Annotated in this window: 14 protein-coding genes; 5 read left to right on the top strand and 9 right to left on the bottom strand. The window is 71.8% G+C overall.

Features of this window, described 5'->3' with window-relative positions; all coding sequences use genetic code 11:
• Positions 1 to 142 precede the first annotated feature (142 nt).
• The gene (locus ACWC5C_RS14570; RefSeq protein ID WP_450875735.1) at positions 143 to 1018 is read left to right on the top strand and encodes a phenylalanine 4-monooxygenase; all 876 of its coding nucleotides are present in this window, start codon (positions 143 to 145) and stop codon (positions 1016 to 1018) included.
• A 6-nt stretch (positions 1019 to 1024) separates the two neighbouring features.
• On the opposite strand, the gene ACWC5C_RS14565 is transcribed toward ACWC5C_RS14570, so the two are convergent.
• The 8 genes from ACWC5C_RS14565 to ACWC5C_RS14530 form a co-directional block, all read right to left on the bottom strand.
• Positions 1025 to 1954 carry an amidohydrolase family protein gene (locus tag ACWC5C_RS14565; protein WP_385442900.1) on the bottom strand — a complete coding sequence of 310 codons (930 nt, stop codon included), beginning with the start codon at positions 1952 to 1954 and terminating at the stop codon, positions 1025 to 1027.
• Positions 1951 to 2202, bottom strand: coding sequence for a hypothetical protein (locus ACWC5C_RS14560; protein ID WP_385442897.1), 252 nt, complete (start codon positions 2200 to 2202; stop codon positions 1951 to 1953). The genes ACWC5C_RS14565 and ACWC5C_RS14560 overlap by 4 nt, the downstream gene beginning before the upstream one ends.
• Positions 2199 to 3188 carry an amidohydrolase family protein gene (locus ACWC5C_RS14555; RefSeq protein ID WP_450875734.1) on the bottom strand — a complete coding sequence of 330 codons (990 nt, stop codon included), beginning with the start codon at positions 3186 to 3188 and terminating at the stop codon, positions 2199 to 2201. The genes ACWC5C_RS14560 and ACWC5C_RS14555 overlap by 4 nt, the downstream gene beginning before the upstream one ends.
• Complete coding sequence (locus ACWC5C_RS14550) at positions 3181 to 4659, bottom strand: AMP-binding protein (RefSeq protein WP_450875733.1); 1479 nt, start codon at positions 4657 to 4659, stop codon at positions 3181 to 3183. Before ACWC5C_RS14550 ends, ACWC5C_RS14555 begins: the two co-directional genes overlap by 8 nt.
• Complete coding sequence (locus ACWC5C_RS14545; protein ID WP_450875732.1) at positions 4656 to 6350, bottom strand: aspartate aminotransferase family protein; 1695 nt, start codon at positions 6348 to 6350, stop codon at positions 4656 to 4658. The genes ACWC5C_RS14550 and ACWC5C_RS14545 overlap by 4 nt, the downstream gene beginning before the upstream one ends.
• Positions 6322 to 6930, bottom strand: a complete 609-nt coding sequence (locus tag ACWC5C_RS14540; RefSeq protein ID WP_450875731.1) for a GNAT family N-acetyltransferase — start codon at positions 6928 to 6930, stop codon at positions 6322 to 6324. The genes ACWC5C_RS14545 and ACWC5C_RS14540 overlap by 29 nt, the downstream gene beginning before the upstream one ends.
• A 73-nt stretch (positions 6931 to 7003) precedes the next feature.
• A complete protein-coding gene (locus ACWC5C_RS14535) occupies positions 7004 to 7867 on the bottom strand; it encodes a fatty acid desaturase family protein (RefSeq protein ID WP_450875730.1) in 864 nt (287 codons plus the stop codon).
• A 143-nt stretch (positions 7868 to 8010) separates the two neighbouring features.
• Complete coding sequence (locus ACWC5C_RS14530) at positions 8011 to 11652, bottom strand: amino acid adenylation domain-containing protein (protein WP_450875729.1); 3642 nt, start codon at positions 11650 to 11652, stop codon at positions 8011 to 8013.
• A gap of 551 nt (positions 11653 to 12203) precedes the next feature.
• On the opposite strand from ACWC5C_RS14530, the gene ACWC5C_RS14525 reads away from it, so the two are divergent.
• The 4 genes from ACWC5C_RS14525 to ACWC5C_RS14510 all read left to right on the top strand — a co-directional run bounded on the left by ACWC5C_RS14525 (position 12204) and on the right by ACWC5C_RS14510 (position 21544).
• Complete coding sequence (locus ACWC5C_RS14525) at positions 12204 to 13427, top strand: MFS transporter (protein ID WP_450875728.1); 1224 nt, start codon at positions 12204 to 12206, stop codon at positions 13425 to 13427.
• Positions 13428 to 13506: 79 nt separating this feature from the next.
• A complete protein-coding gene (locus ACWC5C_RS14520; RefSeq protein WP_450875727.1) occupies positions 13507 to 14526 on the top strand; it encodes a methyltransferase in 1020 nt (339 codons plus the stop codon).
• 94 nt (positions 14527 to 14620) lie between these two features.
• The gene (locus ACWC5C_RS14515; RefSeq protein WP_450875726.1) at positions 14621 to 18886 is read left to right on the top strand and encodes a non-ribosomal peptide synthetase; all 4266 of its coding nucleotides are present in this window, start codon (positions 14621 to 14623) and stop codon (positions 18884 to 18886) included.
• A gap of 153 nt (positions 18887 to 19039) precedes the next feature.
• On the top strand, positions 19040 to 21544 hold the full coding sequence (locus ACWC5C_RS14510; protein WP_450875879.1) for a SpoIIE family protein phosphatase: 2505 nt from the start codon (positions 19040 to 19042) through the stop codon (positions 21542 to 21544).
• Here the strand turns inward: ACWC5C_RS14510 and ACWC5C_RS14505 are convergent.
• Positions 21541 to 24162, bottom strand: coding sequence for a hypothetical protein (locus ACWC5C_RS14505; protein ID WP_450875725.1), 2622 nt, complete (start codon positions 24160 to 24162; stop codon positions 21541 to 21543). The two genes, ACWC5C_RS14510 and ACWC5C_RS14505, sit on opposite strands and share 4 nt — an antisense overlap.
• Positions 24163 to 24231 lie beyond the last annotated feature (69 nt).

Below are 24231 nucleotides of genomic sequence, written 5' to 3'. Positions count from 1 at the left end.
AGGTTCCGGGCCGTACCTCTATTTCTAGAGGATGACACGTGCCGACCGGATGGTTACGATTTCCCGAGTTACGGACATGCCCTGCAGGCTGCGTTTCGGCGCCCCAGGCATATGGCCGCCGTACGCGGCGAAGGAGTGGCTGATGTTCAAGGAAGCGACCGTGTATGCCCCGGTGGTCACCAATGATCAGGGACGGGTCTCCGTCATTTTCTCCGCGGACCATCCCGGGTACCGCGACGAGGAATACCAGAAGCATCGCGCCCGGATCGCCGACGCGGCGCTGGGGTACCGGCTCGGCGAGCCGGTACCCGAAATATCGTACACACCGGCCGATGACGAGACCTGGCGGGTGGTCAGCGCGGAGCTGCAGAGGAAACACCGGCAGCACGCCTGTCGGCAGTTCCTCATCGGGCGCAATCTGCTGCCGTTTCCGAGTGACCGGTTGCCGCAGCTCGGCGAGGTGTCCGCCGCCGTGCGGCGGCTGACCGGCTTCACCTTCAGCCCGGCAGCGGGGCTGGTCGAACAGGAGGACTTCTACGGTTCGCTGGCGGACCGCAGGTTCCAGGCAACCCAGTACATACGCCACTCGTCCTTTCCCCGTTTCTCTCCCGAACCCGACATGATCCATGAAGTCGTCGGTCATGGAACCCATCTGGCGAACCAGCGGCTGGCGGATCTCTACCAGCTCTTCGGTGAAACCGTGCGCCGCCTGGAAACCCGCGAGGCGATCAGTCTTATATCGCGCGTGTTCTGGTTCACCTTCGAATACGGGCTGGTGCTGGAGGATGGTGTTACCAAGGTCTGCGGCGCCAGTCTTCTGTCCTCCTGCGGGGAACTGGAGAAGTATCACCAGGCCGACATCCGGCCGCTAGACGTTGTGGCCATGGCCAGTCAGAAATACCTGATCCAGCAGTTCCAGCCGGTGCTTTTCCGCGCCGATTCCTTCAGCCACTTCGAGGATTTCCTCTGCGGATTTCTCACCACCTTGCAGGACGACAGCCCGCTGGTCGCGGCCTGAGGCCGGTCAGGGGCGGCTGTGCGGCGGGAGAACCCGTAGCAGGTTCTCGTGGAGCAGCATCGCCGCCTCGCGCCGCCCCACGCCGGCCAGCACGACCGGCCCGTCGACCACCTCCCGGACGAGCCGCTTCAGCCCGCCCGCCCGGCGGCCCAGCGGCCAGTCCGTACCGAACACGATCTTGTGGTTGACGCCGAGCCGGAACAGCCGGTTCAGGTGCGTCTTCCAGTCGGGCAGCGTCGGGGTGCTCCCGAACCCGCCGATGTCCAGGTAGACGTTGAACCGGGCCGCGGCGAGTTCGGCCGCCGAGCCGACGTGTGTCAGCCCGGCGTGCCCGAGGATGAACGGCACCGTGGGGAAGTCCCGGGCCGCGCAGTCCACCAGGACCGGGCGGGCCGACCGGTTGTCCAGCCGCCGGGCGCTGGGACCGGTGTGCACGAACACCGGCATCCGGCGGGCAGCGCAGATCTCGTAGTAGGGGTAGAGCCGCCGGTCGGACGGCGAGTAGCCGCAGGGCGGATAGAGCTTGATGCCGTCGATCCCCCCGGCGTCCAGCGCCTGGGAGAACTCCGCCACCCCGTCCTCTCCGCGCCGCGGGTCCACGCCCAGGAACCCCCAGAACCGTCCCGGGTGGCGCCTGATGATCTCGCGGTGGCGCGCGGCCATCTCGGGGGGCGCGGGAGCGCCGTCGATCGTCAGCCCGAAGTCCGGGTACAGCAGGACGGACCGGCCCACCCCGGCCGCGTCCATCTCCACGATCAGCCGGTCGGCGAGGTGGTCGCCCATTTCCTGTGCGTACCGCGCGGCGATGCGGTCGGTCTCCGCGGGCAGGCCCATCGCCGTCAGCCGGGCCGTCACGTTCCCGGCCACGTCGTGGGTGAATCCGTGGGGGATCAGCTCGGTGGACGCCACATGGCAGTGGCCGTCGTAGACGATCACGGCATGCAGTGGGTGACGAGGGTGCGGATGGTGACCCCGTGCTCCGGGTCGAAGCTGCCGAAGTCGAAAGCGCTGTCCGTGCGGTCCTCCAGATAGGACACGAGGCCCACCAGAGCCATCGAGTCCAGCAGGCCCGAGTGGCTCAGTTCCGTCTCCGCGGTGACGTCGACATCCGCCTCGTCCTCGTTCCACCGCGCCACCCAGGCGATCAGGTCCTGCTCCAGCGTCTGGACATCGGTGTCGGTCATCGGTCAGCGCCTCCTTGGGGCCGCCCGCGGTTCAGCAGGCGGAGACTGTTGCCGCTCATGATCAACCGCTGTTCCGACCGTTTGACGCCGTCGAAGACGCCCCCCTGCCGGTCGAACTCCTTCACCAGCGACGCCAGCGACCGGCTCTGCCGGTACGAGGGCCAGCAGGTGCCGAAGAGGATCTTGTGGGCGATGCCGCTCCGGAACAGTCGGTTGAGGTGGTTCTGCCAGCCGTCCGCGCTGAGCACCGAGTGGAACTGGCTGATGTCCAGGTACACGTTGGGACGGTGCGCGCACAGATAGGCCGCCTCGTCGACATGGGTGACCCCGCCGTGTCCCAGGATGAAGTCGACGCCGGGGAAGTCGCGCGCCGCCGTGTCCAGCAGCAGCGGCTCCGCCCAGGTGAAGTCCAGCGGGCCCCAGCCGGGCCCGGTGTGGCTCAGGACCGGCAGGCCGTGGTGTGCGCACACCTCGAAGTACGGGTAGAGCCGCCGGTCGCTCGGCGAGTACCCGCACGGCGGGTACAGCTTCATCCCGGCGAATCCGTACTCCGTCACACACCGCTCGAACAGGTCCAGGCCGTCCTGTCCGGCCCGCGGATCGACGCCCCAGAAGACCACGAACCGGCCCGGATGGCGGCGGACGATCCGGTGGTGCAGTTCGGCCAGCTCGGGCGGCGAGAGCGCGCACGTCGCGGCGTACGAGAAGTCCGGCGCGATCAGGAACGCCTGGTCCACCCCGGCGGTGTCCATCTCGGCCACCAGCTGGTCAGCCTCGTCGTCCTGGTACAGGGACGCCACCTGGTCGGTGATGCGGCCCAAGGTGACGGTGTGGCCGTAGGCGGACAGCCGGTGGTACGCGTTGGCGGCCTGGTACTCGATGAAGGCCCGCGGCACGGCCAGTTCACTGGCCAGATTCACCTGGGCGTCGATGATCCGCGGCGCCGCTGCTGAGCCCTGCGGTACCGTCGCCTCCGCCTCATCCACCGTGGCCGACCGCCTCCGCGAAGTACTCCGCCGCACGGATCCTGCTGAGCTTCAGGTTCGCCGTCAGGAAGCGCTGGTCGGAGCCGAGCGGGCTGGCGGAGAACACCAGGGACATCACGCGTTCACTCGCCTCCAGCCCCCGGTTGACCGCGTCCACCGCCTCGCGGATGCGCTTCGTCAGAGCGGCGTCGTCGGGCGCCGTCGGGGTCACGATCGCGCCCAGCCTGCCGGACTGCGGGGTGGGTACGACCACGAATTCGGCGACGCCCTCGATACCGGTGAAGGCACTCTCGATCCGCGCCGGGTGGACCTTGCGCCCGCTGCCCAGGGCGATGACGTCCTTCTTGCGCCCCGCCAGGGTGAGGAAGCCGTCCTCGTCGAGGTCTCCGTAGTCGCCCGTGGTGATGCCGCCGTCGGGGAGGAACACGTCGGCCGCCTGGTCGTCGTGGTCGAAGTAGCCGCTGCTGAGCGGGGCGGGCCGGTCGATGACCAGCTCCCCGTCGGGCCGGAAGATCACCGCCGAGGGATCGATGAGCCGGCCGACCGTGCCGTTCCGGTGCGCGTCGGGGGTGTTCCAGGCGACCATGCCGGTCTCGGTCAGACCGTACGCCTCGAGCAGTGACACCCCTTCGGCCCAGTACGCGTCCAGAGTCGCCCGGCGTATCGGGGCCATGCCCGTGATCAGGAACCGGACCGCACCGCCGAGGAAGTCCGGCAGCGAACCGCCGCCGGTCTTCCGGTACAGCTGGAGCAGCGTCTCGTAGAAGACCGGCGGCCCGATCAGGAAGGTGGGCCGGGTGTCACGTACCGCGTTGAAGACGCGCTGGTACGGCGCGAGGACCAGGTCCGCGCCGAGCCACAGGCAGCAGTACACCGACAGCCGCTGCTGGTAGTTGGAAAGCGGCAGGAAGATCAGGTGCCGGTCGGCGCTGGTCACCTTGAAGTGCTCGATGAAGAGGGCGATGACGTACTCGGTCCCCTTGGCGCTGATCTGGAGGCCCTTGAGCCGGCCGGTGGTGCCGGAGGAGTAGACGAGGCTGTGCAGGTCCTCGCCCACCACCCGGGTCGCCGAGTCCGGCACCACGGCGGGGCCCGGAGTGCCGTCCGGCGCGATGACCGCCGGCACGCCGGGCGGCGGGTCGTCGGTGATGAGCAGGGCCAGGCCGTGGTGGGCGAGGAACTCCCCGGCGTCCGGCAGTTCCTGGGCGTCCGGGAACGCCTTGATCACCGCCCCGACCATGAGTGCCGCCAGGTCCCAGGACACCCAGTCGATGCTGTTCCGCGCCCGCAGGCCGATGACGTGGCCCTCGCCCACACCGGCCGCGGCGAGCTGGTCGGCCCGGGCCCGGACCAGCTCGTGCAGCTGCCGGTGGGTCATCTCCTTCCGGCCGCCGGAGACATCGATCTCCACGACGCGTGCCGTGTCCTCGTCCGCATAGCGGTTGCCGAGTTCGGCCAGCTTGACGCTCACGCGGTCACCTCCTCCGTCTGTACTGCGTTGAGTAGTTGGGTCAGCCGCTGCGCGGCGAAGAAGCCGATCCGGCCACCGAGCATCTCCTCGTACGCGCCGCTTCCGGTGTCCCAGGAGATGGACACCCGCACCTCGCAGCCGTCCGGCTCTGCGGGCCTCACGTGGACGGCTCGCTCCAGCGATGTCCACAGCCAGCCCGGTTCGGCGCGCAGCACCATGCCGTCGCCGCGTTGTTCGCAGCGGTCCGGCCACACCACCAGGTCGTCGCCGAGCCGTCCGGCGAACTCCCCGGCCTGCGGGTGCGGGTCCGTGGCGTGCATGGCGAACGGGTCCAGCAGGTGAGGCGTGCGGTGGATGCGGGCCAGGAGGTCCGCGGCGCGGTGCGGCAGCCGCACGGTGCGGTCGATCCGGTTACCGGCGGACGGGGCGTCCGTGGGGCGGGACCCCGGGACCGCGGCCTGCTGATCGGCTTGCGCCAGGACGTCTTCCAGGATGTCCAGCCCGCGATCGAGGTCCGCCGGGGAAATGACCATGGGCGGCTGTACGCGCACCACCCGGGGGTTGTACAGGGAGTACGTGGACGTCACGCCCTCCTCCAGCAGTCGGCTGAGCACCAGCCCCGCCAGGGAATCGTCGCGGAACTCCAGGCCGTGCATCATGCCCACACCCCGGTGTGCCCCGATCAGCCGGTGGTGCCGGGACGCGGCGGCCGTGAGGCGCTCGGTCAGGGTCGCTCCCTTGACGGCCACGTCAGCCAGGAACCGCTCGTCCCCGGCGATCGCGATCGCCTCGGAACCCACCCGGCAGGACAGCGGGTTGCCGCCCAGACTCGAACCGAAGGTGGAAGGCAGGGTGCGCAGCACCTCCCACACCTCGGGCGTGCCGAGCACCGCGGAGATGGGCAGTACGCCACCGCCGAACGCCTTGCCGATGCAGAGCAGATCGGGGGTGACGCCGAACTGCTCGTGGGCGAAGAAGGTGCCGCACCGGCCGAAGGCCGTCTGCATCTCGTCCAGGATCAGCAGGGAGCCGTTGCGGTCGCACAGCGCGCGGACCTCGCGCAGATAGTCGGGCGGTGGCACGATCACTCCCGCCTCCGCCTGTACGGGCTCCAGCAGGACCGCGGCCACGGTGTCGTCCAGCGCCTCGGCGAGCGCCTCGGCGTCACCGAAGGGCACCTGCCGGAAGTGGTCGATGAACGGCCCCAGCGACTGGCGGTGTTCGGGGCGGCCGGCCGCGCTCAGGGTGGCGAACGTCTTGCCGTGGAAACAGCCCGTGGCGCTGAGGAAACCGGGCCGTCCGGTGGCGGCGCGGGCGAGCTTGAGCGCGTTGTCGATCGTCTCTCCGCCGCTGTTGGCCAGGTAGGAGTACGGCAGCCGTCGGTCGGTCAGTTCGGCCAGCTGCTGTGACAGCCGGATCTGGACCTCCTCGAACATGATCTTCGTGCTGTTGAGGATGCCGGAGTCGAGCTGTTCCCGTACGGCGGCGGTGATACGGGGGTGCGAGTAGCCGAAGGACTGGTTGCCATATTGGTCGAACAGGGCCAGGTAGGACCGCCCGTCCTCGTCCGATACGGCGCTTCCCGTGCCCCGGCCCTGGACCCCGCACCCCATGACGAACGCCATCCGGGCGTACGCCGGGTGGTTGTGTGCCGCCTTGGCTTCAGCGAGTCGCTGACGACGCGTTCGCAAGCGCGGTCTCCTTCGCAAAGGGGTAGTCGTGGAAGAAGAACCGCAGCAGCTGACCGGTCCGTCCTTCCTCGGTGGCCGACCGCCGCGCGGCCTCGGGCACGTCGAGCACGGCGACCATGCTGAGCGGGGCGTCCTGGAACCGGTCGTCCTGGTACGGGCCGTGGAGCGGCAGGAAGCCGATCCCGGTGTAGAAGTCGCGCAGACCGCCGCCGCCATCGTCGTCGACGAAGAAGTCCCCGAGGATGTGCGTCACGCGGAAGGTGCACACGCTGTGCACCAGCGCCTCGCGCATCAGCGCCATGCCGATGCCGGTGCTCCGGGCCTCCGGCAGAGTCATCAGGTGTCCGAACTCCACGAGCCGGTTGCCCGTTCGCAGGGTCGCGAGGTCGGTGACACCGTCGCAGGGCAGACCGGCCGGTGAGTCCGGCACCACCTTGATCGTTCCCACTGCGGCACCGTCCTGGTAACCGACGATGTAGCGGGACTGAGTGTCGAAGCGGTCGAAGGACGAGGCGGTGTCGCCGACGTCGGCCAACCGTTGTTGGTCCTGGACGTACACCGCGTCGCGCAGGCGGAGCACATCTGCCAGCTCCTGTCGTGTGCGTGCGATGCGGAACTCCGGACCTACCATGCTGCACCCCCAGGTTCTCGGGTCACTTGCTGCGGATGAGCTTGCTGAAGTAATCGCGGTAGCTCGGGTGGAAGTGGCGCAGCCGGTCCTGGACGACGGCATGCAGCTCGGGTAGTTGCCGGATCGGCAGGTTGGGCATCAGGTGGTGTTCGACGTGGTAGTTGTTGCCGTTGGTGAACCAGGTCATCAGCACGTTCGACCTGATGGTCCTCGTGTTGGCGAAGGGCGACCGGTTCAGCGTCTCGCACCGGTGGTGTTCGGGCAGTTCGACGAGGGCGTGGACCGGCGCCGCCACCAGGACCAGGGGAAGCAGCCATGCCCACACCACGACGCCCCGGCCCAACAGGACCGACACCGCGGTCAGGGCGAGCAGGACGGCGAAGGTCAGCAGGTGTTCGTGGCGGATGCGGCGCGAGGCGTGGGGACGCTCCCCGCCGATGTTCCGGCCGACCAGCGACCGGGCCACGTCGCGGGTGAACTGCGCGTAGTGGTGGAGCATGGTGAACCGGACGCACCACGAGGCGGCCGCGCCCAGCCGGGAGCGCTGTTCCGGTGTGCCGTACTGGTTGCCGTAGTCGAAGAACTCCCGGTTCCGGGGCGTACCCAGGTCACGGTGGTGGCGCAGATGGGTCACCTGGTAGGCGGTGAACGAGATGAGCATCGGCAGCCCGAGCGCGACCCCCACCACCCGGTTGACCCGCGGCTTGCGGTAGGCGAGGTGGTGCAGGGTCTCGTGCTGGAGTTCCGCCGCGTGGGCGAACATGCAGCCGGTCAGCACGATGCCCATGGCCCGGGCCCACCACGCCGGTTGCACGGCCAGCAGGACGCCGGCCGCGGTCAGCGCCAGGCAGAGCGCCAGCTTGGCGGTGAAGATCCGGCCGCGCACCTCGGTACGCAGCTCCTTGAGCAGCTTCCGCGTTTCCGCCTCCTCGCCGGTCCGGGATCTGTCCGCGGCCGGCGTTCGACTCCCTGGGGGTTGCGGTTGCATGACTCCCTCACATCTCAGCGGGTCTCGGCGGTTCCTCGGCCTTACGGGCGTACGGGGCCGCGGGTCAGCACATCGGCCACCGCGGGCAGCGCGGATGGCCGGAAGAGGTCCTGCGCGTCTCCCGGACCGGTCTCGACGAGGCCGGTCACATGGTCGCGCCATGGCCGCGCGGTGTCGTCGGGAGCCGTGCCGGAGGCGGTGAAGACGACCAGGTCTCCCTTGAATCGTGCGGCGGGCGTGCCCTCGGTGGGGGCGGCACCGGCCACGGCGAGCAGGTCGACCTGCCCCCCGTCGGCCTGCACCTGGCGGGCGACCGTAAGGGCGAGCGCGGCGCCCGCGCCCCATCCGAGCAGCCGATAGGGCCCGTCCGGCCGTACGGCGCGGATCGCGGCGGCGAGCCGGACCGCGGCCTGCCCGGTCTCCGCTTCGGCGGCCCCGGCGTGCAGGCCGTACAGCGGTACGGACGCGGGGAGACGCCCGGCGAGCCGCAGCGCGGACCAGCTCTCCTCTCCCGGCGGGGGGACGCACAGCACGGGCGCTTCGGTGCCACCGGCACGCAGCGGCACCAGCCCGGGGTGATCGGTGCTCGGCAGCCGGTGTCCGGCCGCGAGTTTCACCGCCACGCCCGAGACCGTGGGATCCGCGAAGAACTCGCTCACCGCCAGCTCGGCGCCCAGCGTCCGGCGGATCCGCCCGAGGAGGCGGGTGGCGAGCAGCGAATGCCCGCCCAGGGTCAGGAAGTCGTCGTGGATGCCCACGAGGGGCAGGCCCAGTATCTGGGCGAACAGGGAGGCGACGACCTCCTCCAGCGGAGTGCGCGGCAGGGCTCCGTGTGCGGCCGGTACCGGCCGCGGGTCGGGCAGCGCGGCGCGGTCGAGCTTGCCATGGGCGTTGCGCGGAAGTTCGTCGACGACCGCGACGATCCCCGGGACCAGGTGTGCGGGCAGTTCGGCCGCCAGAATCCGACGGAGCGTGTCGGGGTCGGCGGCCGTGCCCGGTGCGGGGACGGCGTAGCCCACCAGACGGCGCTCTCCCGTGTCGTCGGCGCGTACCGCGGCGGCGGCCTGGACGACCCCGGGGCAGCGGGCCAAGGCCGCGTCGACCTCACCCAGTTCGATCCGGAAGCCGCGCAGCTGCACCTGGTCGTCGGTGCGCCCGACAAACACCAGCTGCCCGTCCGGGGTCCAGCGCACCAGGTCACCGGTCCGGTACATGCGGCCGCCGGGCGGCGCGAACGGGTCGTCGAGGAAGCGGGCAGCGGTCAGCTCCTGCTGCCCGAGGTAGCCCAGGGCCACGCCGGCCCCGCCGATGTGCAGTTCCCCGGGCACACCGGCCGGGACGAGCCCGCCCGCCTCGTCCAGCACGTAGACGCGGGCGTTGCGCAGGGGTGTGCCGATGGGCGGAGCCGTCTTCCCGCCCGGGGCGAGCTGGCCGCTCATCGTGGTGCAGACGGTGGCCTCGGTGGGACCGTAGCCGTTGAACAGCCGGCAGACCCCGGCCCAGCGTTCCACCACGGTGGGCGGGCACGCCTCGCCCACGACGGTGATCGTGGTGCCCGGCGGCCACTCTCGCGGGTCCATCACCTCCAGCGCCGACGGAGGCAGTACCAGGTCGTTGATGCGTTGCCGGGCCACCGCCCGGGCCAGTTCGGGGCCCGGGGCCGGACGTTCGGAGCCCGGTACGACGAGGGTCCCGCCGTTCAGGAGGGACTGCGTCATCTCCCCGACGAAGGCGTCGAACCCCGGGGAGGCCGAGTGCACGGTCAGGGTGCCGGGACCGGCATCCAGCAGGTCGACGTACGCGGCGACCAGGTTGACCACGCCTCGGTGGCCGACCAGGACGCCCTTGGGAGTGCCGGTGGAGCCGGAGGTGTAGATGGCGTAGGCGGGCGGGTTCGGGTCCCCGGCCGCGCCGGTCGGCCGCTCCTCCGCCGGGAGGTCCGCGGGCAGGGCGTCGATCGCGCGTTCCGTGGCGGAGTCGCCGAGTACGACGCAGTCGGTGCCGAGACCGGTGGCGAGGTGGGCGGTGGAGGCGTCCAGCACCACGGTCGTCGGCCGGGCGTCGCCCACCATGTAGGCGATGCGCGGCAGCGGGTAGGCGGGGTCGACCGGGACGAACGCCGCGCCGGTCTTGAGTACGGCGAGCGGCACGGCGTACCGGTCGGCCGATCTGGACAGGGCGAACGCGACCAGCCGCCCGGGACCGGCGCCCCGGCCGCGCAGCAGCCCGGCCAGCCGCCCGGCGCGGGCGTCGAGTTCCGCGAAGCTGACGGCCCGGTCGGGGAACCGCAGCGCGGGTGCGTCCGGGGTGCGCGCCGCCCATGCCTCGAACAGGCCATGGACCGTGGTGTCCGGGATGGCGCGGACCGGCCCGGTGCCCCATGCCAGCAGCCGTTCCCGCTCCTCGGCGCCCACCAGGGGAAGCTGTCCGAGGGGCAGGTTCGGGTCGGCGGCGGTGACGGCGTCCAGAAGGGACAGCAGGCGCTCCCGGTGGCCCTCGGTGTCGCGGGCGCTGTGCAGCTCGGGGTGGGCGTCCACCATCAGTTCCATGTCCCCTTCGGAGGACGTCTGGGTGAAGTAGATGTTCACATCGGGGCTGAACGGGATGCTGGCCGTGTGCACCGCGGCCGGTGAGCCGGCGAAGTCCAGCCGGTAGGGGAAGGTCATGACGTTGACGATCGGCCCCCACAGCGGCCGTCCGGCGGCGGGCAGGCCGAGTTCGGCGGAGAGTTCGGCGGTGGGGTAGCGGCCGTGCAGCAGCGCCGCCCGTATCTCGCGGGAGACCCGGCGCATGTGGTCGGCGAGCGGGGTGTCCGAGGCGGCCGGCACGCGCACAGGGAGGCCGTTGGTGACCATGCCCGGCACCTTGCGCAGGTCGGGGCCGAGCCGGCCGGCGAACGGCATGCCGAGGATGACGTCCTCGACGCCGGTCATCCGGGCCACATAAGCCGCGGTGGTCCCGATGGCGACATCGGACCAGGACACTCCGAGCCGGTCCGCGGCGGCCCGGATCCTGGTCACGAGGTCGTGCCCCAGCGCAGCTGTGCGGCGGTGCCCGACCGGGGTGCCGCTGGGGCGCTTCCCGCCCAGGATGGGGGGCTCGGGGCGGTCGGCCAGCTTGTCGAGCCAGTAGGAGCGGTCGGCGAGCAGGCGTGGGGAGTCCCGGTAGTCCCGCTCGGCGTCGACCAGCCGGCCCAGCGGCGGCAGCCGTCCGGCGTCCGCGTCGCGTCCTTCGGCCCGTGCGGTGTAGACCTGCGCGAGCCGGTTGAAGAGCAGCGCCAGGCTCCAGCCGTCGAGCACGGCGTGGTGGACCCGCCAGTAGAACAGGTACTTGTCGGCGGCCGTGCGCAGCAGGGCGGCGGCGCACAGGCGCAGCGGGTCGACGGCCGTGGTGAGGTCGGCCCGCATCCAGGCGTCGGCGGCCGCGCCCGGGTCGGGCTCGGAGGTGAGGTCGACGCGGCGCAACGGCTCCGGGTCGGCCGTCGGGCACTGACGGTGCTCTCCGCCAGCGGTGACAATGGCCAGGCGCAGCGCGTCGGCCTCGGCCGTGACCTGCTCGTAGGCGGCCCGCATCAGGTCCGGGTCCACCTGTCCGTCAATGCGGAGATAATCCGCGATCTTGAATATCGGATTGTTCAGATCGCGGGCCTGCGCGTTCCAGGTGCGCAGCTGTGCTGGGAGCAACCCAATGGTTTCTTCGGGATGACGGACGACCAACGCTCGATCCTCTCCTCGCGGTGCCCTGTTTCGGCCGTGGCGAGGATCTGCCCGCCAGTGCCACATTGAGCAGGAGCCGACTGTTACCGGCTCGGTGATTGATTACCGCTGAACCAGAGGAGGCGGGCCGCAATTACGGTCGCTGAATCCGCGCCGCCTGCCGCCGCCCGCCGAGAAAAATGGCTACGATCATGACCGGAGATACCTGCGATCAAGACCGGGAAACTGACGCCCTACAACCTGCATGGACATGGCATGCAGTGTCAAGGGGCGGGATTGCGGGGTGTGTTGGGTTTCCGCCACCGCACCTCCCCTCGTCCGGCATAACCCGAAGCAGAGGGTCTGTGGCCGGTTCCGGAAACATCGAGAATCAGCCGAACAAGAGTCAGCGGGATATGCCTTGGCCGCGCCGGAGGGTACGCTCCGGCACGGAGTCGATCAGGCTGGTTCGAGATGGGGGGCGCCACGGAGACCCCGTGGTTGCTGGTGAAGACCAGGCTGCCCCTGGAAAGGGATGCATGGCCGGCACGGAATTGGGGATCGCGCGCAAGGTAGCGGTGGTCGGGGCCATCATGCTGTCGGCCTTCAGTTTCAATACCACCGAAAATCTGCCGATCGGCCTGCTCAAACTCATGGCCGAGGATCTGGACGTCTCACTGCAGTCGGTCGGGTTTCTGGTCAGCGGCTACGGCCTGACCGTGGCGGTCGCCTCGCTGCCCTTGGCCCATCTGACCAGGCGCACCCCGCGCCGTCTCGTCCTGTGCGGTGTACTGGCCGTGCTCTTCCTGGCCAGCCTGCTGCCCGCCCTGGTGCCCTCCTACGGACTGCTGCTCGTCGCCAGGGTCGCCACGGCCCTGGCGCAGGCGCTGTTCTGGGCGGTCATGGGCCCGGTGGCGGTCGGTCTGTTCTCCCCCGCGGTACGCGGCCGGGTCATCGGGCTGCTGTCGGTCGGCGGTGCGCTGGCCACGGTGGCCGGTGTGCCGGCGGGCAACTGGCTCGGCCGGCGCACCGACTGGCAGGTGCCGTTCGAGGTGCTGAGCGTACTCGTACTGGTCGCCCTCGTGGCGATCGCCATGTTCCTGCCGTCCACCCGCCCCGAGGAGGGGCACGCGGCCTACGGTGCCGAACCGGACAGCCGCCGCTTCGCCGCCGTCCTGGCCGTCACCGCGCTGTCGGTCACCGGGGTGTTCGCGGGCTTCACCTACGTCGTCGATTTCCTCCAGGAGACCAGCGGGTTCTCCGGTGACGCGGTCAGCGGCCTGCTCGGCGCGTTCGGGCTGGGCGGCTTCCTCGGGGTCACCGTGGCAGGGCCACTGCTCGACCGGTTTCCCCGGGCGACGCTGACCGTACCGGTCACCATCCAGGCGGTGGGACTTCTGGCCCTCTACGCGGGTGCTCATCACCAAGTGGTGGTGACCATCGCGATCGCCGTGCTCGGCGCGGCGGCGGCACCGGTCTTCATGGCCACGCAGAGCTGGATCCTGCGGGTGGCCCCCGGCCGCACCGAGATCGCCCTGGCCGCCAACTCCGCCGCCTTCAACGTCGGTGTGGCGGTCGGCGCCCTGTGCGGTGGGCTCGTCCTGCACGTCCTGGGGGTGCGGGAGACCTTCCTCGTCGGCGGCCTGCTGACCGTCGCGTCACTGGGGGTGCTGGCGGTCGAGGCGCTGATGCCCGCGCGTCCTCCGGTGGCTGCCGCGCAGGACGCGCCGCAGGACGGAAAGGCCGCCGACGCCGTGCCCTGATCCGTGCCCTCCGCCCGACCGGAGGCGGTCGGCCCCGGGCCGGTCCCGGCCTGAAGGACCGTGAAGGACGAGGACGTTCATGCATGCCAGATCATCGCTCGGACCGGTTTCCGCTCTGCTCGACGTCTACCAGCAGGCAATGCTGTTCCACGGCATCTGCGCGGTCAGCCGCCTCGGCATCCCCGACCTGCTGGCCGACGGACCACGCACCGTCCCGGAGCTGGCCACGGCCGTCGACGGAGACGAAGGCGCGCTGCGCCGGGTGCTGATCCTGCTGGCCTGCCACGGGGTCCTCGACCTCGACCGCGAGGCGGACCGTGCGGCGCTCACCGAACTGGGCGAGGTGCTGTGCCGACGGCATCCGTACGCCCTCGGTGCCACGTTCGCCACGTTCGGCGTCCCGGATGTGGCCCACGCCCTGACCGAAACGATCAGGACCGGCGCCCCCGCGACGACGGCCGCGGTGGGCACCGGCTTCTGGGAGCACCTGGCCCGCCACCCCGAGCAGCAGACGCTCTTCGGCGACGCCATGGCCGAGCAGGCGCGGCTGCTGACCCTGCCCTGCGTACCCCTCCTGGACTGGCCGTCCTCCGGCACCGTGGCCGACATCGCCGGAGGCGGCGGGATGCTCCTGGCTCACATCCTGGACGAGCAGCCGGGTCTGTCCGGGGTGCTGGTCGATCGGCCCCAGGTCCTTGAGCAGGCCCTCAGCGCGCTCAAAGACGCGGGTGTGGACGGCCGCTGCACCGTGCACGAGGGCGATCTGCTCGACCCACCGCCGCCTGCCGACATGTACGTGCTCTCGCGCGTCCTGCACAACTGGGACGACGCCGGCGTTGTGCGCATCCTGGCGGCGCTCGCCCGCGGCGCCCGCGCCGGGGCCGTCCTGCGCGTCTTCGAGGACGTCCTCCCCGGTGACCGGCTGCCCACCGCGCCCCAGGCATGGGCGGATCTGGCCATGCTGATGTTCTACGAGGGCGCGCGGGAGCGCACGGCGGGGGAGTTCCGTGCGTTGCTGGCCGCCGGGGGCTGGCGGTTGGAGCGCGTGGTCCAGGGGCCGCCCGGCATGTGCGTGATGGAGGCTGGCCGGGCGCCCTGAGGCATGGCACCGGCGTTCCGGCCCCCGCGTTGCACCCCGGCACGGCAGTGACAAGGCGATTCCGCCACGACTCCGATGAAGAGGGGACGACAGCATGGCTCTCGCTGTGCCCGACCGCACAGGGCGGACCACCCGCACCGCACCGGTGCCCGCCCGGCCCCCGCTCTCTCTCGCCCAGCGCCGGCTGTGGTTCCTCGACCGGCTCGAAGGGCCCTCGGCCACCTACAACCTGGCCGAGGCCACCCGGCTGCGCGGACCGCTCGACGAGGTCGCGCTGACCGCGGCGCTCCAGGATCTCGTCAGCCGTCACGAGCCGCTGCGCACCCTCTTCCCCGAGGAGGACGGCGAACCGTTCCAGTACGTGCTTCCCGCCGACAGCGGCGCCGTGGCCCCGGAGGTCGTCTCCTGCACCCCCGACGGCATCGCCCACGCCGTGGACCGGGCCGCCCACCGCCCCTTCGACCTGCGCACCGAGCCCCCCATGCGGGCTTGGGTGCTGCGGATCGGCGCCGAGGACCACGTACTCGTCCTGACGTACCATCACATCGCGGTCGACGGCTGGTCACGGCGTCTGCTCGACACCGGCCTGTCGCACGCCTACGCGGCGCGCCGGTCCGGGCGCGCGCCCGGATGGGAACCGCCGGCCCTGCGGTACACGGACTACGCCGCCAGGCAACGGCGCCTGACGGACGACGCGGCGGACGACCCCCGGCTCAGGGCCGATCTGGACTTCTGGAAGGAACGACTGGCCGGCCTGCCTGCCGAGCTGCCGCTGCCGGCGGACCGCCCCCGCCCGCCGCGGGCCTCCTACCTCGGTGACACCGTCGCGTTCTCCGTGGACGCCTGGACCCACCTGCGTCTGTCCGAGCTGGCCCGGCAGCACCGGACCACCATGTTCCTGCTGGTGCAGGCGGCGCTGGCGGCGCTGCTGACCCGCCTCGGCTGCGGCACGGACATCCCCATCGGGTCCGCCGTCGGTGGACGCGAGGAGGAGGAACTCGACGAATTGGTCGGCTTCTTCGTCAACACGGTGGTGCTGCGCAACGACACCAGTGGGAACCCCGCCTTCACGGAACTGCTGACCCGGGTGCGCGACAGCGCCCTGGCCGCCTACGACCACCGGAGCTTGCCCTTCGAGCACCTGGTCGAGGCGGTCAAACCGCCCCGGTCGCTGGCCAGGAACGCCCTCTTCCAGGTCTTCCTGGCCGTCGAGCCCGAGGAACTGCCGCCCCTGCGGCTGGCCGGTCTCAGCAGCGAGAGGGTGCCCGTCCGCATGCGCACCGCCAAGTTCGACCTCTCCTTCTCCCTCACCGAACGGCGCACCCCGCAAGGCGCCCCGGCGGGCATCGGCGGCACCCTGGAATACGGCACCGACCTGTCCGACCGGGGCACCGCCCGGGCACTGGCCGAACGGCTGGTCCGGCTGCTCAAAGCGGTCGCCGCCGACCCGCGGATCCCGATCGGCCGCATCGCCCTGCTCGCCGACGACGAGCGCGGGCGCCTGCTGCACGAGTGGAACGACACCGTACGGCCGATTCCCCGGGCGGTGCCCGTGCACGGCATCGAGGAGCAGGCCCGGCGCGCTCCCGATGCCATCGCCGTGCTCACCGACGACGACCGCGGCGGCACCCGGGCGACCACCTACCGCCAACTCAACGCCCGGGCCAACCAGCTGTCCCGGTTCCTGCTGCTCCACGGCGCGGGCCCGGAACGCACCGTGGCCCTGGCGCTCTCCCGCTCGGCCGACGCGACGGCCGCCGTCCTGGCCACCTTGAAGGCCGGGGCCTGCTACCTCCCGCTCGACCCCGGGATGCCCGCGGAGCGCCTGCGCTTCCTGCTCGCCGACGCCCGCCCCGCACTGCTGCTCACCGACTCCGCCTCCCTCAAGGCCCTGCCGGAGCCGGCCGGATTGCCCTGCTGGAACCTCGACGCCCCGGCCACCGCCGAGCAACTGGCGCGCCTGTCCGCCACCGATCCGGAACCGCGCGCCGCCCTCGCGCCGGACACGGCCGCCTACCTGATGTACACCTCCGGAACCACGGGGCGGCCCAAAGGCGTCGTGGTGACACGCGAGGCGCTGGCCAACCTGCTCACCGACATGCGCGAGCGCTTCCCGCTGACCGCCGACGACCGGATGCTGTCCGTCACCACCCTGGCGTTCGACATCGCCGCCCTGGAGTTGTTCCTGCCGCTGCTGTGCGGTGCGACCGCGGTGGTCGCCTCCCCTGCGGCCGCCCGCGATCCGCTGCTGCTGGCCCAACTGATCCGGCGTCACGGCGTCACCGCCGCCCAGGGCACCCCGAGCCGGTGGCGGGCCATGCTGGCCGCGGACGCCGACGCGGTACGCGGCCTGCGCCTGATGGCCGGGGGCGAGGCCCTGCCCCGGCGGCTGGCCGAAGACCTTCTGCGCAACGGTGCCCGGGTCATCAACGGCTACGGGCCCACCGAGGCCACCATCTACGCGACATGCGCCGCGGTCGATGAACGCCACGACCCGCCTCCGATCGGCCGGCCGGTCTCCAACACACGCGCCTACGTGCTCGACGCCCACCTCGCCCCGGTGCCGATCGGCACCCCCGGGGAGCTGTACCTGGCGGGCGGCGGCATCGCCCGAGGTTACGCCGGACGCCCGGGACTGACCGCTGAACGCTTCACCGCCGACCCCTTCGGCCGGCCCGGACGCCGCATGTACCGGACCGGCGACCTGGCGCGGTGGACGGCCGACGGGCAGCTGGAGTTCCTGGGCCGCACCGACCACCAGGTGAAGCTGCGCGGCTACCGGATCGAACTGGCGGAGATCGAAGCCGTGCTCGCGGGCCATCCCCAGGTCGCGCAGGCCGTCGCGGCGGTGCACGAGGAGGACGGGGACGCCCGGCTGGTGGCCCACCTCACCGCACCCGCCGGCGCCGTACCGAGCCCCGCGGAGCTGCGCGCGCACCTGTCGCGGACGCTGCCGCACTACATGGTCCCCTCGGCGTTCGTCGTGGTCGACGCCATGCCCCTGACCGCCAACGGAAAGATCGACCGTTCGGCGCTGCCCGCCCCTGGACGCCCGGCGGACCGCTCCCCGGACCGTTCCCCTGACCGCCCGCGCACCGGCCCCGAGGAGGCCGTCGTGGCGCTCTTCCGTGACGTACTGCGGCTGCCTCACGTCGACGCCGACGACAGCTTCTTCGACATCGGCGGCCACTCCCTGCTCGCCGTCCGGCTCGCCGACCGGATGCGTACGGTGCTGGACGCCGACGTCACCGTATCGGCGATTTTCGAGCACCCCACTCCGCGGCAGCTGGCCGACCGGCTGGCACGGTCGGAGGGGCTCGGCGTCGGGGCCGTGCTGCCGTACCGGGTGACGGGCGGGCGCCCGCCCATCTTCCTGATGCCGCCCCTGGGCGGCCTCGGCTGGTGTTACTCCGGCCTCGTGGGCCACCTGCCGGACGGCCACCCGGTCTTCGCCCTCCAAGACCCCCGGTTCGCCGCACCTGCCGAGGGGCCCGTACCCGCAGCTGACATAGCGGAGCTGGCCGACGCGTTCGCGACGCAGATCAGGTCCCTCCGCCCGGCAGGCCCGTTCGTGATCGCGGGCTGGTCGTTCGGCGGGACGGTGGGTCACCAGGTCGCCGTCCGGATGGACGGCGAGGGCGAACGGGTGGCGCTGCTCGCCCTGTTCGACGCCTTCCCTGGGTTCGACGGCCGCCGACGGCTCGGCGCCGAGGAGGCACTGCGGATGGCGCTGGACGGCATCCCGCTGCAGGGCACCCTCGACGCCGCCACGGTCCGCAGCGCCCTCCGCGCCTCGGGCAGCGTCCTCGGCGCACTGGACGAGCGGACCATCGGCCGTCTGATGGCCATCGCCCGGGAGAACCACCGGGCCATGGTGCGGCACACACCCAGGCGCTTCCACGGCCCGGTGCTGTGCTTCGACGCGACTGCGGGGCCCGGCGCACCGCGCGCCTCGGAGGCGTGGCTGCCGTACTGCGACGGCGGCGTCGAGGACCACCGGGTAGCCGCGGACCATCTGAGCGTCCTCTCGGCCGCGACCCTGGCGGACATCGGCCCGGTCCTCCGCGCCCGGATCGCCGCGTCGCCCGCCGGAAGAAGCGGATCACCTACCGGTGGCCGTTTTTCAGGTCTGGCACGAGCTGGAGTCCGACGCTCCCAGGAGGTTGACCGGGACGGTGACGAAGGAGAACTGGTTGCTGGCGCACACGCCGGGGAAGGCCATGTTGCTGGTGTTGTGAACGGTGACATCGGGACCGTCAGCCGCGGCGGCACCGGCCGTGCCGACGGCGAGGGACGCGGCGGTGAGGGCGAGCGTGGACAGGGCCGTCCGGATGCGCATGGGAGCTCCTTGCTGGATTGAGTGGCCGGATATGACCGGGTTCACGCCTATAGTGCCCCGTTGGTCGGGGATCGCGGACCAGCGTCCCTCCAATGGCGGATGACAGCCGGTCAGCATACGGTATGTCACTAGGTGTGATGTATCGGCGCATGTGAGATAAAAAGCCCTGTGAAGGTGCGTTCGGCCCTGGGCTTGCGCAGCGTCGCCGGGCAGGTGTGTGCCCTGATGCTGGTGATCGTGGCACTGCTGGTGCTCGCCACCGGAGCCACCCTGGTCCTTCAGGCCCGCAGTGGACACGAGAGCCAGGCCCGGGGGCGCGCCCTCAACCTCGCCCAGACCTTCGCGGCCGCCCCCGGCGTCCGGCAGGCGCTGGAGTCCCGTAACCCCTCCGCGGTCCTTCAGCCCTACGCGACGAGGCTCCGGCGCGATTCCGGTGTCGCCTACGTCGTAGTGACCAGCCCCCGGGGCGTCCGCTACACCCACCCCGACCCGAAGCTCATCGGCACCCACACCGACATTCCCCTCTTTCCGGCCACGGGGGGCAGGCCCTTCACCGACAAGGTCCCCGCCGTCGCCCTCTCCGCCCCCTCCGTCCGCGCGGCCGTCCCCGTCACCGGCGCCGGGCGCCGGGTCATCGGCATCGTCAACGTCGGGGTCATCCTTCCCGGCGTGTCCGTATCGGTGGGCCGCCAACTGCCCGTGCTCTACGGAAGCACGGCGCTCGCCCTCCTCCTCGGCGCGGGCGGCGCCGCGCTGGTCGGCAGACGGCTGCGGCGCCAGACCCACCGGCTGGACCCCACCGAGATCACCAGAATGTACGAACACCACGACGCCGTGCTGCGCGCCGTCCGCGAAGGGGTGCTCATCCTCGACGGCCAGGGGCGGCTGGTGCTCGCCAACGACGAGGCCCGGCGGCTGCTCAAACTGCCGTCGGAAGTGCGCGGCGGGAGGATCACCGAGGCCGGTCTGGCGCCGGAGACCGCCGGACTGCTCGCCTCCGGCCGGACCGTCACCGACGAGGTCATCCAGGTGGGGGACCGGCTGCTGGTCGTCAACCAGCGCCACACCTCGGGCGGCGGACAGCTCTGGGGCAGCGTCGCCACCCTGCGCGACACCACCGAACTCCAGGCGCTGACCGACAAGGCCGACGCGGCCCTGGCGCGCCTGGAACTCCTCTACGACGCGAGCGTCGGCGTGGGCACCACCCTCGACATGTCACGGACCGCCGAGGAACTGGCCGACGTCGCGGTCCCGCGCTTCGCCGACTTCACCACCGTCGACCTGCTGGAGTCCGTGCTGCGCGGCGAGGAGCCGGTCGACGCGCGGTCCCGCATGCGCCGCGTCGCGGTCAGCGCCGTACGGGAGGAGCGGCCCCGCCCGCCGTCCGGCCACACCCTGCTGGCCGTCCCGCTCAGCGCCCGCGGGGTGCTGCTGGGGCAGGTCGAGTTCCGGCGGCTGGAGGGCGCCGCCCCCTTCGACGACGAGGACCGGTCCTTCGCCGACGAACTCGTCGGCCAGGCGGCCGTCGCCATCGACAACGCCCGGCGGTACGCGCGCGAACACGCCACCGCGCTGGCCCTGCAGCAGAGCCTGCTGCCCCGAGGCAGGCCCGAACAGCACGCCGTCGAAGCCGCCTACCGCTATCTGCCCGCCCACGCCGGAGTGGGCGGCGACTGGTTCGACATCATCCCGCTGTCCGGCGCCCGGGTCGCCCTCGTCGTCGGCGACGTCGTCGGCCACGGATTGCACGCCGCCGCCACCATGGGACGGCTGCGCACCGCGGTCCACAACTTCTCCGTGGTCGACCTGCCGCCCGACGAACTGCTCACCCAGCTGGACGATGTGGTGGCCCAGCTCGACCAGGAGGAGGCCGCCAGGAACGGCGGCATCGGCGCGGTCGGGGCCAGCTGTCTGTACGCCGTCTACGACCCCGTCGCACAGCGCTGCACCCTGGCCCGGGCCGGTCATCCGCCGCCCGCCGTCGTCGACCCGGGCGGCACCGTGACCATCCCGGACCTGCCCGCCGGGCCGCCGCTCGGGCTCGGCGGACGGCTCTTCGAGGCGTCCGCGATCCCGCTGGCCGCAGGCAGCAGACTGGTCCTCTACACCAACGGACTCGTCCAGGACCGGGAACGGGACATCGACACCGGACTCGACCTGCTGCGCCACGCCCTCGCCTCCGCCGACCCCGACCCGGGGCACACGTGCGACGCCGTGATGCGCGCCCTGCTGCCGCCCCGCCCCACCGACGACGTGGTCCTGCTCGTCGCCCGCACCACCGCCCTGGACGAGCGGCACGTCGTCTCCTGGGAGCTGCCCTCGGACCCGGCCATGGTCGCCGGGATGCGGGCCGCGGTGGCCCGCACCCTGGCCGACTGGGACCTGGACGAGGCGGTCTTCACCACCGAACTGGTGGTCAGCGAACTCCTCGGCAACGCCATCCGGCACGCCGACGGCCCGATCCGCCTGCGGCTGCTGCGCAACCGCACGCTGATCTGCGAGGTCGCCGACGGCAGCAGCACCTCCCCGCATCTGCGCCGCGCCGCCATCACCGACGAGGGCGGCCGGGGCCTGTTCCTGGTCGCCCAGATGGTCCAGCGCTGGGGCACCCGCTACACCAGCGAAGGAAAGATCATCTGGGCCGAGCAGGATCTGCCACCCGCGCTCGGCGGCTCCTAGCTGACGATGGCGGCCGTCGTGGTCAGCAGCTCGGGGAGGGTGCCGGTGAAGTCGGGCAGCAGCCGCAGCGCCAGCGCCCACGCCTCCGGGTCCTCGCCCAGATGCGCGGCGGCCAGCTCCAGGGCCTCACGGCCCGCCGCGACCGCCGCCGCGTCCGGCCCGCCCTCCCGCGTGCGGAAGTGGCGGTACGCCAGATAGGCGGCCGCGTGCCCGGCGGGCTTCGCCTCACGCAGCACGTCCAGCGGCGTCAGCGTGCCGAGGCCGGCCGCCTTGTCCAGCCACTCGTTCCGGCGGTGGGGGCGCGGCAGCGGATGGTGGCGCACCAGGTCCAGGGGGCTCGGCCGGGCCCCGGTGGACTTGTGCGGATGCGCTTCGTGATCGAGCCGCAGCTGCGCCAACCCGCACTCGGCGCGCAACTCCTCCGGGTAGCCGTCCTCACCGGCGAGCACCACCAGCAGGGCGTCGGGAAGCGGATCGCGCTCATGCTCCCGGACCAGCTCCGCCCAGGGCAGCCCCGGTCCGATCTCCTCGGCCATCCGCTCCAGCGCCGGTGTGGCGAGGTCGACGGTGCTGCCCTGGGAGCGGAGGAAGGCCACCTGGCCTACGGGCCCCCGGGAGCGGTCCAGCTCGGCGCGCAGCACGGCCAGACCGTCCGCCGCCTCCAGCGCGCCCCGGACGATCTCGTGGGTCGCCGGTGGCAGCGGATGCTTGCTGCTGCGGCGGTCGGGGAACTCGGTCTCCTCCAGCAGCCCCCGCACCTCCTCGGCACTGTGCCGCTCCCACACCCCGACCAGCAGACGCAGCTGCCCGGCGAGCGTATGCAGCTTGATCTTGCCGAGCTGGATGCGGGCGAGGCGCGGATCGCCCGCGTCGCAGATCGGCAGCAGCCAGTGCCGCCGCCCGCTGAGCCCAATGTGGGTGATCAGCTCGTCGGTGATCGGCAGCGGCTCCGCGCCCGTTACGGGGCCGAACCGGCGGCCCGCGAGGACGCCCCGGCGCTGCTCGTCGCTGAGCGGCGTGTAGACGTACAGCTTGGTGTTGATCTCGGGGTCGTCGTGGAGCAGCAGCTCCTCGATCGTGTCCGCGGGCAGCTCCCAGTCGGAGGCGATACAGGCCAGCACCGATGTGCCGTGGAGGCGGATGAACAGCTCGCGCAGGGCGGGCGAGGGCTGGTGGAAGACCATCAGATGCTGGACACAGCGCCGGTCCAGATGGGGCGCCAGCGCCAGTTGGACCTCCTCGGTGGCCTGCTGGAACAGCTGGAGGAACACCGCGCGGGCGCCCTCCGGACGCTTCACCGGATACTCGGCTTCCAGCGGCCTCGGCCAGCTCTTGCCGCGGTGCTTGGACTGCTGCTCGACGGCGGCGGCGACCAGCTCCGCACTGGTCCCCTGGAACCGGGAGAGCAGCGAATACAGCGCGCGCCAGGCCGCGAAGCCGTCGCCCAGTTGCTCCACCAGCCCGGCCATGGCCGGGCCGAGTGGATCCGTGCGGTACGGCAGCGAGGCCAGGATCCGGGAGGCGGGCCGCACTTCGGCCAGCACGCGGTCCACCGGGTACGCGCCTTCCCGGATGCCGCGCCGCAGCAGCTGCGCCAGGCGGTCGTGGTGGTAGCCGTCTTTCCAGTCGGTCTCGGTGAGCAGGCGCCAGGGGAGTGGGGAGGTGGCCGGGAGGGGCCCGCTGTTCCTCCGGTACGCGGCCAGCACCAGCTCGTCCGGGCAGTCCGGGCGGGACGCCAGCACCGTGAGCGCGCGCCCCTGGAAGGGGTCCCGCTTGTGCTCGGTCAGCAGCAGCTCCCAGTCCACGGCGTCCAGCGGGAACTTGCCGCCCCCGTACCTGACTTCGCGGAGGCGGCGTACCAGCTCATCGCCGGTCGGCGCCGGTGGGGCCGCCTCGGCTTCCTCGGCCGCCGCCTCGCCCTGGGAGGCCGCCTCGGCCTGGGAAGCGGCCTCGGCCGCTGTCCGCTCGGCCCTCTCCAGCACGGCGGCCGGGTCCTGCGCCGCCTCCGCACAGCGCACCACCTCCGCCACCGCCGGATGCAGACCGGGTACGTCGGCCAGGGCGGCCAGCTCGGCCACTCCGCCGTGGTGGAGCGTCGCGTGGCAGGCCCTCAGCTGCTGCGGAATGTCCAGCGAGGTGCCGGTCTTCTCGACCACATGCCGCACCACTTCGGGGAACGGCGCTTCCAGCGCCGGGATCAGGTCGTACGACGCGGTGGCGGACAGCAAGAAGTCCACCAGGCCGCCCGGGGCGCGCCAGTCGGGGTCGGCCGGACGCGCGGCCGCCGCGCCGAGCACCGCCCTGCGCAGGTCCTGCCGCCATGTGCCGGGCAGCGGCTCGGTGTAGAGCGTACGAGCCAGGCCGGGGTCGGCCAGCTCGGCGAGCCGCAGCAGCTCGGTCTGCCGCTCGACGCCGACCCGCGCCCCGGCCAGGGCCTCCAGCAGCTCCCGGTCGCCGGAGGCGAACACCTCGTCCACCAGATGGGCGGGCAGCCGCTCCCGGGACCGGAGCAGGGTCAGGGTCTCCTGCCGGAGCCGGGGCATCAGCGCCGGGGTGAGGGACGGTCCGGCCAGCTGGAAGGCGGCGGACACCAAGGTGTCCCGTTGGTAGGTCACCACGCGGGGTGCGCTCCGTTCATCGTTGAGGAGGGAGAGATCGTTGAAGGGGGAGAGGAGGTGCGGAGTGCG

It is taken from the genome of Streptomyces sp. NPDC001700 (genome assembly GCF_053596435.1).
This window is presented reverse-complemented; position numbering and strand designations above follow the sequence as displayed.